This window comes from Virgisporangium aliadipatigenens (assembly GCF_016863615.1).
GTDB classification, from domain to species: Bacteria; Actinomycetota; Actinomycetes; order Mycobacteriales; family Micromonosporaceae; genus Virgisporangium; species Virgisporangium aliadipatigenens.
Map to the genome: position 1 here is coordinate 1 of NZ_BOPF01000061.1, position 11,157 is coordinate 11,157.

Here is an 11,157-nt window from a genome sequence, read left to right on the forward strand (position 1 = left end):
AGCGCCGAGTCGGTGCCGATGACGAACACGTCGAGCCTGTTCGGTCCCCAGGCCAGTGCGGTCGGCGGGCTCGTGCAGATTCCGCCGAGGCTTTCGAAGCAGGTGTTCGACGGTCCCCATCGGCTGCCGTCCCACCATTTGTGGTACAGGGCGGAGTCGGTGCCGATGACGAAGACGTCGAGCCTGTTCGGCCCCCAGGAGGCGATCTCGGGACGGCTCGTGCAGATCCCGCCCAGCGATTCCCAGCCCTCGTCGGACGGGCCCCACGCGGAGCCGTTCCACCATTTGTGGTATAGCGCCGAGTCGGTGCCGATGGCGAACGTGTCGAGCCGGTCGAAGCCCCAGGTGACCGACTCGGGCCGGCTCATGACGATGCCGCCGAGGCGTTCGTAGCCGTTCGGCGACGGGTCCCACTTGCTGCCGTTCCACCACTTGTGCCAGACGGCGGAGTCGGTGCCCCGGACGAACACGTCGAGCCGGTTGGACTCGGAGGACACCACGGGGCCGGAGTCCGGCGCCGGACCGTACATGGCGCGGACCGCCGCGACGTCCCCGTCGCTCAGCCCGGTGCGCTGACCGATCGCCACCCCAGGGGTGGTCGGCACGATCGTGTCCTGACCGTTGACCGAGAACGCGTCCCGCGGGTAATGCATGATCGAGCCGTAGTCGTAGGGGCCCACGTCGTCCCCGTCGGTGATCTGCTGGTCGAAGTTGTGCTCGAACCCCGGCTGGATGTTGGCGAACGCGACCGTGACGAACGTGTCGCGGTCCTCCCGGCTCTGCTCGTGCCACAGGCCGACGGTGTGCCCGATCTCGTGGATGCAGTTGCCGGTGGTGCAGCTCGACCCGAGGGTGATGCTCTGCCGGCCACCCCGCCGGCCGACCGCCGACGAGCACCCGTTGCCCGGCACGAACCTGACGAAGTCCGGGAACTGCGCCGCGTTGGCGGCGGTGCGCGCGACGAAGCGGAGCCGGGTGTGCCGCTCCCAGTGGGCGATCGCGTCGGTGACCCGCTGCGGGTTGGGCAGGTTGCCGTCGACCTCGAACGGCACCACGGCACCGATCCAGCGGAACCGGTCGCCGGTGACGACCGCCGCCGCCTCCGGCGGCCCGTGCTCGACGCGCTCGCGGGTCTGCTCCCGCACCTCCTCGGCGGAGCCCAGGACAATATCGCCCTCGACCATTGCCAAACCGTCGATCTCGACGAATTTGATCGCGCGGTTCGTGAACGTCGCCCCGTCGATCACCGCGGTTTCCACGGCGGGAGACGATCGAATTTCGCCGACCCCGATGACCCTGTTTCCATCGTTTTCGGAATCGTGCGCCGGTGACATGGCATGCCCTCCTCGACGGTTGGGCTAGGCTGACGATGCCAACATGGCCCCGCACCGGGACGACTGGCAATTGGCCGTCGGGCGGAACCTGGGAGTGTGACGTGATGACGACAATATCGATTAATCTTGTGCCGCCCGTCGATCCGCCTCGAGAGCCCGCGACGGTTCGCGTTTCGATCGAGGAGGTTTCGCAAATGGATGCGCCGGCGCAGGTGGTGGCGACAAAGACATTTGCGGACATGCGGGTGGATCGGCCGCAGGAGCTCGATATCGATCCCGGTACGCTGAAATCAGACGGCCGTTATGTCGTGCGCGTGCACGTGGATCTCGACGGTTCCGGAGTGAAGGCGGCGGGTGATCTCCTGACCACCCGCGCCTATCCCGTCGACGTGTCGAAGCCGATGTCGGTCGAGGTGCAAAAGATATAGCGGCTCAGACGTTGGCGACCGAGCCGGCGTACATCTTGTCGATCTCGCCGGCGAACGCCGTCTCGACGGCCTTCCGCTTCACCTTCAGCGACGGCGTCAGTTCGCCATCCTCGATGGAGAGGTCCCGCGGCAGGATGCGGAACTTCTTCACCGTCTCCCAGCGGTTGAGCCGGCCGTTCAGCTCCTGGACGTAGCCGTCGACGACGGCGTGCACCTCGGGCGCGGCGACCAGTTCCGGGTACGACTTGCCCTCGAGCGGGCCGCCGGAGGCCCACTGGGCGAGCGCGTCGGGGTCGAGCGTGATGAGCATCGTGCAGAAGTTGCGCGCCTGTCCGATGACGACCGCCTGCGAGGTGAGCGGGCAGACCGACTTGAACATCCCCTCGATGTGGCTCGGCGCCACGTACTTGCCGCCGGAGGTCTTGATGAGGTCCTTCTTGCGGTCGGTGATGCGCAGGTAGCCGTCGCTGTCCAGTTCGCCGATGTCGCCGGTGCGGAACCAGCCGTCCTCGGTGAACGCCTCGGCCGTCTCCTTCGGCAGGTTGTGGTAGCCGCGCATGACCGGCGTGCCGCGCAGCAGCACCTCGCCGTCGGTGTCGATCTTGCATTCCAGGTCGCCGAGCGGCGTGCCGACGGTGCCGATGCGGGGGGCGTTCTCCCGGTTGATGAACGACCCCGCGGATGTCTCGGTCAGCCCGTAGCCCTCGAGGACGTTGAGGCCGACGGCGTGGAAGAACTCGCCGATCTCCACCGCGAGCGGCGCCGAACCGGAGACCATGGCCCGCATCCGCCCGCCGAGCCGGGCCCGGATCTTCGTGAACACCAGCCGGTCGGCCACCTTGTGCTGCAACGACAGCAGGAATCCGGGCTGCTTGCCGGCGTGCTTGAGCGCGACGACCTGCTTGCCGATGCCCACCGCCCACAGCAGGATCTTCAGCTTGCCGGTCTCCTGCGCGTTGCCGATGACCCGGTTGTAGACCTTCTCGAAGACCCGCGGCGCCGAGCACATCAGCGTCGGCTGCACCTTCGCCAGGTTCTCCACGAGCTTGTCGATGCGACCGTCCACATAGGTCGGCATGCCGACGTAGATGACTCCGCACACCAGCGTCTTGCCGAACGAGTGTGACAGCGGCAGCCACAGGTACTGGAGGTCGTCGGAGTTCATGATGCCGAGGTCGGACTGGGCCCAGCCCTCCCAGACCCAGCCGGCGTGCAGCAGCTCGACGCCCTTGGGCCGGCCGGTCGTGCCCGACGTGTAGATGAGCGTGGCGAGGTGCTCCGGCTTGATGGTCTCGACCAGTTCGGTGACGAGGGCGGGCTGCTCGGCGAGGGCGGCGTGGCCGCGCTCCTCCAACTGGGCGAGCGTCAGCTGTCCCGCGGCCGGCTCCCCGTCGATGACCACGACGGGAAGGTCGAGTCCGGCGAGCTTGGCGGCCTGCTCGGGATTCTCGGCGATGAGCACCTTCGAACCGGAGTCGCGCACGATGTACTGCGCGTCCTCGGGCTCGGTCGTCGGGTAGACCGTCGTGGTGGCGGCGCCGGCCAGCATGACGCCGAGGTCGGCGAGGATCCACTCGAGCCGCGTGTTGGAGAGGATGGCGACCCGGTCCTCGTTGCGCACGCCGAGGCCGTGCAGCCCGGCCGCGATCGCGGTGGCCCGGTCGGCGGTCTGCTTCCAGGTGAGCCACACCGGCGCGCCGGCGTCTCCCGGGGCCGGGGCGGCGAACGCCCGCGCGTCAGGCGTCTGAGCCACCCGCTTGAGAAACATGTCGGGAATGGACCGGAACGGTAACGCAGTCATGACGGGCGCCTCCACACCGAGACGTGATCGACATCACGCCGTACGTGGCACGAAGACTAAGGGTGAGTGTCACCTAATCGCTAGTGCCAACCCTAGATCCCGAGGCGTGCGCTCCGGAGTCGTCCGGTCAGCTCGTCCGGGCCGGTCAGCGCGACGTCGGCGTGCGCCTGCCGGCCGGTGAGGAAGAGTACGAGCTCCGAGGGTTCGCCGGTCAACGTCACCTCGGGACCGCCGGCGCCGGCGGAGACCCGCCCGTGCCCCGGCCACTCGATGACCACCGCCGCCGGGAACTTCCGCAGGCTCAGCCGGCCCGTCCCGCGCACCCGCCCCCAGAGCTTCTCGGACAGCCCGGGGTCGATCGCGCGCGCCTTCCAGCCGGGCCGGGCCCGCCGCACGTCCTCGTGGTGGATGTACATCTCGAGCGGGTTGATGACCTCGTCGGTCAGCGGGTTGCTGAGCGGGCTCCACACCGGTGGCCTGCGCAGTTGCTCGATCAGCTTCGCGTAGTCCCGCTTGGCGATGCTCTCCTGCCGGGACTTCGTCAGCCCGGCGAGGGGCTTGACGATCACACCGAGGCCGGCGACCGGCTCCCGTTCGCGGATCAGCATGTGGGCGACGAGGTCGCGGGTGGTCCACCCCTCGCACAGCGTCGGTGCGTCGGGGCCGGCCGCGACGAGGGTGTCGATGAGCGCCTGACGCTCGTTCCGGGCATAGCGGGTCACGGGAAAACCTTAGTCACCAATTCCGATGTGACCGCCGCCACAGCGGAATCCCGGATGCGGCCGCCGGGTTGGCCGGTAAGGATGGATAGCCAAAAGAACACTTACGCGAGCGGGCCTCGCGGACGGGGGTCGCGTGTCAGATCTGGGGGAGAAACGGGACGGGAAGGTCGTCAGCCGGGGCCTTTACGTGCTCGGACAGGCGATCCGCATGGAGCCGGGGCTCTTCACGATCGCGGTGGGCGGGAGCATTCTCTTCGCCGTCCTCACCATCGCCACCGCCTACATCCTCGGCGCCGTCGTGGGCCGGGTGGTCGTCCCCTCGGTCGAACGGGGTGACTACGACGTCGGTGCGCTCGTCGGCACCTCGGCCGTGATCCTGGCGGTGGCCGTCGGCAAGGTCGCCGGACTGTGGGGCCGTCGCGTCGGGGCCGGCGCGATGCAGTTCCGCCTGCAGGCCCGGTTCCGCCGAGAGGTGACCCGCAGGTACCTGGCGCTGCCGCTGTCCTGGCACCACCGCCACCCGACCGGCACCCTGCTGTCCAACGCCAACTCCGACGTCGAGTCGACCTGGTACCCGATCGCGCCGCTGCCGTTCGCGGTCGGGACCGTGGTCATGCTCGTGGTGGCGGCCGTCTCGCTCTTCGCCACGGACTGGGTGCTGGCCCTGGTCGGCTGCGCCGTCTTCCCCGCGCTGCTCGGGCTCAACGTGGTCTACACCCGCCGGATGGCCCCGCGGGCGGCCCGCGCGCAGGCGCTGCGCGCCGAGGTGAGCGGCATCGCGCACGAGTCGTTCGACGGGGCGCTGGTGGTCAAGACGATGGGCCGGGAGGCGGCCGAGACCGAACGGTTCGCGGCGCACACCGAGCAGCTGCGCGACGCGCTGATCCGGGTGGGGCGGGTGCGCGGGGCGTTCGACCCGATGCTGGAGGCGCTGCCCAACATCGGCACGCTCGCCGTGCTGCTGATCGGCGCGTACCGGCTGAGCATCGGCGCCACGACCGTCGCCGAGGTGGTCAGCGTGGCGTTCCTCTTCACCGTGCTGGCGTTCCCGGTGCGGGCGATCGGCTGGGTGCTGGCCGAGTTGCCGCGCAGCGTCGCCGGCTGGGACCGGGTGACGACCGTGCTGTCGGCGACCGGAGACATGGCCTACGGCTCCCGCGAACTGCCGGCCGCCGGCACCGCCGCCGCCGTGTGCTTCGACGGCGTCGACTTCGCCTACGGCGACGGGCCGACCGTGCTGCACGGGGTGACGTTCGAGGTGCCGGCGGGGAAGACCGTCGCGCTCGTCGGGTCGACCGGCAGCGGCAAGTCGACGATCGCGGCGCTGAGCGTGCGCCTGGTCGACCCGACCGGCGGGCGGGTCTCGCTCGACGGGGTGGACCTGCGCGAACTGCGCCATGAGGCGATCACCGGCGCGGCGGCGCTGGTGCCGCAGATCCCGTTCGTCTTCGACGACACCGTGCGCGGCAACATCGCCCTCGACCGCGCCGGTGTCGACGACGAGGACGTGCACTGGGCGCTGGGCGTGGCGCAGGCCGCGAAGTTCGTCTCCGACCTGCCCGACGGGCTCGACACCGAGGTCGGCGAGCGCGGCACGTCGCTCTCCGGCGGGCAGCGGCAGCGGCTCACGCTGGCCCGCGCGCTGGTCGCCCGGCCGCGCCTGCTCGTCCTCGACGACGCCACCAGCGCGGTCGACCCGCGCGTGGAGGCCGAGATCCTGGGCGCCCTGCGCCAGGGGGCCGAGGCCCACGCGTCGATCCTCGTCGTCGCGTACCGGCGGGCCACGATCGCGCTCGCCGACGAGGTCGTCTACCTGGAACACGGCCGGGTCGCCGCCCGCGGCACCCACGAGCACCTCCTCGCCGAGGTCGAGGGATACCGCAACCTGGTCACCGCCTACGAGCAGGCCGAGGCCGAGAGGGAACGGGAGCGCGCATATGCCGATGCCGACTGAGGCCGCGCGCGACGAGGTCGCCGTCCAGCCCGAGCCCGCCATGCGCACGCTGCGCCGTGGCCTCAAGATGTCCCCCGAACTGCGCGTCGGCCTCGCGGGCACGCTCGGCCTGGCGGTGCTCGCCACGATCGGACGCGTCGTCGTTCCGGTCGCCGTGCAGCAGGGCGTCGACCACGGGCTGCGCGCACCGGGCGGGCCGGACCTGGGTGCGACCGGCCGGATCGTCGCCGTCACGCTGCTCGTGCTGTCCGGCACGCTCTTCTGCAGCTACCTGATGAACGTGCGCCTCTTCACGGTCAGCGAGACGGCGCTGGCCAACGTGCGCACCCGCACGTTCCGGCACATCCACGACCTGTCGATGCTGCACCAGCAGGCCGAACGCCGGGGCTCCCTGGTGTCGCGGGTGACCGGTGACGTGGACCAGATCAGCCAGTTCCTCCAGTGGGGCGGCATCATCCTGCTCGTCTCGCTGGGTCAGCTCATCGTGACGACCGCGGTGATGGCGACGTACTCGTGGCAGCTCACGCTCGTCGTGTACCTCGCGTTCGCCCCGATGATCTTCGCGATCCGGTTCTTCCAGCGGCGGCTGTCGCGGGCCTACGACACCGTTCGACGGCATATCGGAGCGCTCCTGGCGGCGGTCGGCGAGAGCGTCGTCGGCGCCGAGGTGATCCGGGCCTACGGGGTGGCCCGGCGGACCGAGGAGCGCCTCGACGCCGCCATCGAACGCAACCGCGTCGCCCAGCTGCGCGCCATGCGCACCACCGTCGCCAGCTTCTCCGTCGGCGAACTCGTCGCCGGCCTCGCCCTCGTCGGCGTGATCGTCGTCGGGCTGCGCCTGGGCATCGACGGCACGCTCAGCGTCGGGCGGATCACGGCGTTCCTCTTCCTGGTGCTGCTGTTCATCCAGCCGGTGCAGGTCGCCACGGAGATGCTCAACGAGGCGCAGAACGCCATCGCCGGCTGGCGCCGGGTGCTCGACATCGGCGACGTGGCGCCGGACGTGGCCGACCCCGGCGAGCACGCCGGGGACCTGCCGGCCGGGCCGATCGAGGTGCGGTTCGAGCACGTCGACTTCGCCTACCCGCACGGGCCGACCGTGCTGCGCGACGTCGACCTGACCATCCGGGCACAGTCGCGGGTGGCGGTCGTGGGGGAGACCGGCAGCGGGAAGACGACGTTCGCGAAGCTGCTGACCCGGCTGATGGACCCGGCCGAGGGACGGGTGGTGCTCTCCGGGGTGCCGCTGTCGGAGGTGGGCTTCGGGTCGCTGCGCCGGCGCGTCGTGATGGTCCCGCAGGACGGCTTCCTCTTCGACACCACCGTGGCCGCGAACCTCCGCTTCGCCCGGCCGGACCTGAGCGACGAGGCCCTGCTGTTGGCGTTCCAGGAGCTGGGCCTGGCGGACTGGGTGGCCGCACTGCCCCACGGCATCGACACCCCCGTCGGAGAGCGGGGCGAGGCCCTGAGCGTCGGCGAACGGCAGCTCGTCGCGCTGGCGCGGGCCTACGTCGCCGACCCCGACCTGCTGGTCCTCGACGAGGCGACGAGCGCGGTCGACCCGGCGACGGAGGTGCGGCTGCAGCGCACGCTCGACGCGGTGACCCGGGGGCGGACCACGGTCGCCATCGCGCACCGGCTCTCCACCGCGCAGGCGGCCGACGAGGTGATCGTCTTCGACCGCGGCGAGGTGGTCCAGCGCGGGCCGCACGCCGTGCTGGTGGCCGAGCCGGAGTCGGTGTACGGGAAACTCTTCGCGTCCTGGCTCGATCAGACAAGAGAGGTCGTCGCGTGAAGCCGTCCCGGCTCGTCATCGTCCGCCACGCCGAGTCCACCCGTAACCACGCCAAGCAGGGCAGCGTGTACTTCGCCGACGACGCCGCCCGGCGGGTCGTGCGCGGCACGCCCGACCATCTGATCCCGCTGACCGACGACGGGCTGAAGCAGGCCGAGCAGACCGGCGCCGCGGTGCGGGACCGGTTCGGCGTCTTCGACGCCGTCTACCACTCGGGCTACACGCGGACGATTCAGACCGCCGAGGGCATTCTGGCCGCATACTCCCCGGAGGAACGGGATCGGATGCCCGTGCGCGCCGACCTCTACATCCGCGAGCGGGACCCCGGCTACACGTACGACATGACGACGGACGAGGCCGAGGCGGCGTTCCCCTGGATGGCCGAGTACTGGCGCACGTTCGGCGGCTTCTTCGCGCGGCCGCCGGGCGGGGAGAGCCTGGCCGACGTGGTCGCCCGGGTCAACACGTTCCTGCAGGCGATCGAACGCGCCCACCACGGCGAGAAGGTGCTGGTGGTGACGCACGGCGGCACGATCCGCTGCCTGCGCTTCGCGCTGGAGCACTGGGACTACACGCGGGCGCTGCGCTGGCCCGAGGGGCAGGAGCCGGCCAACTGCGGGGTCACCACGTACGAGTCCGACGGGCGTGACCCTTTGGCGCTGGTCGACTACAACCAGGTGTACTGGACCGTCGGATCGGCGGACGACGGGGCGTAAGCCTCCCCAACGGTCGACGGCATGGGGCACTCTGGAGCGCATGTCGTACCGATTCGGGCGGGGTCGTTCCCGTTCGGCCGCGCAGCGGGACCAGACCCGGACCGTGCCGGAGGGGTATCCACCCGTGGCCGGTGGATACGGCCCGGCCGGATACGGGCCCGACCCCGGTGCCTACGGCCCTGGCGGATACGGTCCGGCGGGTCAGCCCGGCCAGGGTCAGGTTTCCGGGCCGCCGGGGTACGGCGGCGGTGGCTATGACCGGACCCAGGGGTACGGGCCGGTTTCCGGGCCTCCGGGGTACGGCCAGGTTTCGGGTCCACCCGGGTACGGTCAAGTTTCCGGACCGCCCGGGTACGGGCCCGGAGGCTACGGGCCTCCGCCGCCCGGATACGGCCCGCCCGGACACGGCCCGACCTCCGACCCGCCCGGGTACGGTGCCGGCGGATACGGCCAGGGCGGCCCCGACGGATACGGCCCGGGGCCCGGCGGCTACGGGCCGCCGCCCCCGCCGCCCGGCTACGGTCCGGCGCCGGCGGCCGTGCGCATCGTCGCGTGGCTCTACTACATCGCCGGCCTGGTGCTGATTTTCGGCGGGTTCGCGGCCGGCGTGGTGGGTGTGGGCGCCGATGACCTGGCCGCGAGCCTGCCGTTCGAGGTGCGGGAGGCGGTCCAGGGCTACGGGATCGCCATCGCCGCGCTGATGGTGTTCAGCGGGTTCCTGGCGATCGGACTGGGGCGGCGGTTGCGCCGGGGCAAGCGCTGGGCGCGGATGTTCGTGCTGGTGCTGAGCGTGCTGAGCCTGGCCGGCACCGTGGTGTCGGTGGCGCGGACGGGCCAGGGCGAGCCGCTGTCCGGCGTGGTGCTGCCGGTGCTCAACCTGATCCTGCTCAATGTTCCGGCGGCGCGGGCCTGGTATCGACGGTACTGAATAAGTATCTTGGGCGGTTGTGAGGCTGCTGTCGGTACCGCTCCTGGTCGTCGCCCTGCTCGCCGGTTCCGGGTTCACGCCCGGGCACGACCCCGCGTGGGAGTTGCAGCAGAGCGGCAGCACCGCCCGGCTGCGCGGGCTGTCCGTGGTGAGCCCGCACGTGGCGTGGGCCAGCGGGAGCGCCGGCACCGTGCTGCGCACTGTCGACAGTGGACGGATGTGGCGTTCCGTCGGGCCGGCGGGTGCGGAGGCGCTGCAGTTCCGGGACATCGAGGCGTTCGACGCGCGCACCGCCGTGGTGCTGTCCATCGGGACGGGTGAGGATTCCCGGCTCTATCGCACCGACGACGGCGGCGCCACGTGGGTCGAGGCGTTCCGCAACACCGATCCGACGGCGTTCTACGACTGCGTGACGTTCCTCGACCGGCGGCACGGGCTCGCGCTGTCCGACCCGGTCGACGGGAAGTTCCGCGTACTGTCCACTTCGGACGGTGGCCGGTCCTGGACGGTGCTGCCGGCGGCCGGGATGCCCGCGGCGCTCGCCGGGGAGTTCGCGTTCGCCGCCAGCGGGACGTGTCTGGTGTCGGCGGGCCGGCACGCGTGGTTCGCCACCGGTGGTGGAGCGACCGCCCGGGTCTTCCGCACGAACGACCTCGGGCACACGTGGAGCGTCGTCGACACGCCGATCCCCAGCGGGCCGAGCGCCGGCGTCTACTCGCTGGCGTTCCGCGATCCGTGGCACGGCGTCGCCGTGGGCGGGGACTACACCACGCCGGCCGTCGCACCGGACTCGGCGGCGGTGAGCCGGGACTCCGGGCGTTCCTGGGAAAAAGCGAAGAAGACGCCCGGTGAGTATCGCTCGGGCGTCGCGTGGCGCGGACCGAACGTAATCGCGGTCGGACCCACCGGCAGCGATTACAGCCGCGACGGCGGACGGACCTGGATGCGTTTCGACACAGGGAGTTTCGACGCGGTCGACTGCACCGCGAGCGGCGTCTGCTGGGCCTCCGGGCAGGCCGGACGGCTCGCGAAACTGCTCTGAAAATTGCAGGGAGTGGGGAATTGCATTCCCTAAATGGGGAACGGCTTAATTGATCCTTTGAAACGGACCGGGTCGAAAACCTGAGCCCGTTCCTTCCGTACCGGTGGGTGAAGCCACCACGGCACGGAAGGTTGGTTCAGCACCATGTCCACAGAGATCACTCCCTCGTCCGAAGACCGCACTCTGACCAGCAAGCAGCGCCGCATGGCGGTCATCGGCGCCGGCGCACTGGTGGTGATACTCGGCGGCATCGGGATCGGCGTGGCGTCCGCCGGCACCAACAACAACACCAACAGGGCCGGCAACACGACCGCCGCCTCGCCCGGCACGATCGTGTGTCCGAGCGTGAAGGACAAGCTTCCGGCGAACATCCCGGCCTCGGCCCAGGCGGAGGTCGACCGCAACCTCGCGCTGCTGGACACGCAGATCGCCGAGGC

At 70.7% G+C, this 11,157-nt stretch carries 9 protein-coding genes and 1 pseudogene; 7 read left to right on the plus strand and 3 right to left on the minus strand.

Features of this window, described 5'->3' with window-relative positions:
* Positions 1-1,259 (minus strand): Dot/Icm T4SS effector Zinc-dependent metalloprotease LegP (gene legP, locus Val02_RS44420; protein WP_203905411.1); only part of this gene is annotated, 1,259 nt, incomplete at its 3' end.
* Between the two features lie 179 nt (positions 1,260-1,438).
* Between legP and Val02_RS44425 the strand changes: the two genes are divergently transcribed.
* Positions 1,439-1,762 carry a YbaY family lipoprotein gene (locus Val02_RS44425; RefSeq protein WP_239153800.1) on the plus strand — a complete coding sequence of 108 codons (324 nt, stop codon included), beginning with the start codon at positions 1,439-1,441 and terminating at the stop codon, positions 1,760-1,762.
* A 4-nt stretch (positions 1,763-1,766) separates the two neighbouring features.
* Here Val02_RS44425 and Val02_RS44430 read toward each other — a convergent pair whose 3' ends face one another.
* The gene (locus Val02_RS44430; protein WP_239153798.1) at positions 1,767-3,563 is read right to left on the minus strand and encodes an AMP-dependent synthetase/ligase; all 1,797 of its coding nucleotides are present in this window, start codon (positions 3,561-3,563) and stop codon (positions 1,767-1,769) included.
* 92 nt (positions 3,564-3,655) lie between these two features.
* Complete coding sequence (locus Val02_RS44435) at positions 3,656-4,285, minus strand: TIGR03085 family metal-binding protein (RefSeq protein WP_203905413.1); 630 nt, start codon at positions 4,283-4,285, stop codon at positions 3,656-3,658.
* A gap of 208 nt (positions 4,286-4,493) precedes the next feature.
* On the opposite strand from Val02_RS44435, the gene Val02_RS44440 reads away from it, so the two are divergent.
* The 6 genes and pseudogenes from Val02_RS44440 to Val02_RS44465 all read left to right on the plus strand — a co-directional run.
* Positions 4,494-6,239: an ABC transporter ATP-binding protein gene (locus Val02_RS44440; RefSeq protein ID WP_203905417.1), complete on the plus strand. Its 1,746-nt coding sequence runs from the start codon at positions 4,494-4,496 to the stop codon at positions 6,237-6,239.
* Positions 6,229-8,034 (plus strand): ABC transporter ATP-binding protein, encoded by a 1,806-nt coding sequence (locus tag Val02_RS44445; protein WP_239153801.1) that lies wholly within the window; start codon positions 6,229-6,231, stop codon positions 8,032-8,034. Before Val02_RS44440 ends, Val02_RS44445 begins: the two co-directional genes overlap by 11 nt.
* Positions 8,031-8,750 carry a histidine phosphatase family protein gene (locus Val02_RS44450; protein ID WP_203905414.1) on the plus strand — a complete coding sequence of 240 codons (720 nt, stop codon included), beginning with the start codon at positions 8,031-8,033 and terminating at the stop codon, positions 8,748-8,750. The genes Val02_RS44445 and Val02_RS44450 overlap by 4 nt, the downstream gene beginning before the upstream one ends.
* A 40-nt stretch (positions 8,751-8,790) precedes the next feature.
* Positions 8,791-9,678 carry a hypothetical protein gene (locus tag Val02_RS44455; RefSeq protein WP_203905415.1) on the plus strand — a complete coding sequence of 296 codons (888 nt, stop codon included), beginning with the start codon at positions 8,791-8,793 and terminating at the stop codon, positions 9,676-9,678.
* Positions 9,679-9,697: 19 nt separating this feature from the next.
* Positions 9,698-10,720 carry a WD40/YVTN/BNR-like repeat-containing protein gene (locus tag Val02_RS44460; protein ID WP_239153799.1) on the plus strand — a complete coding sequence of 341 codons (1,023 nt, stop codon included), beginning with the start codon at positions 9,698-9,700 and terminating at the stop codon, positions 10,718-10,720.
* A 204-nt stretch (positions 10,721-10,924) separates the two neighbouring features.
* Positions 10,925-11,157 (plus strand): annotated as a pseudogene (locus Val02_RS44465) (hypothetical protein); the annotation flags it as partial.

Excerpts from the sequence above, each read along its gene's own strand:
- Val02_RS44445 (WP_239153801.1), top strand. The coding sequence starts at position 6,229 with ATGCCGACTGAGGCCGCGCGCGACGAGGTCGCCGTCCAGCCCGAGCCC.
- Val02_RS44440 (WP_203905417.1), top strand. The coding sequence starts at position 4,494 with ATGGAGCCGGGGCTCTTCACGATCGCGGTGGGCGGGAGCATTCTCTTC.
- Val02_RS44430 (WP_239153798.1), bottom strand. The coding sequence starts at position 3,563 with ATGACTGCGTTACCGTTCCGGTCCATTCCCGACATGTTTCTCAAGCGG.
- Val02_RS44455 (WP_203905415.1), top strand. The coding sequence starts at position 8,791 with ATGTCGTACCGATTCGGGCGGGGTCGTTCCCGTTCGGCCGCGCAGCGG.
- Val02_RS44425 (WP_239153800.1), top strand. The coding sequence starts at position 1,439 with ATGACGACAATATCGATTAATCTTGTGCCGCCCGTCGATCCGCCTCGA.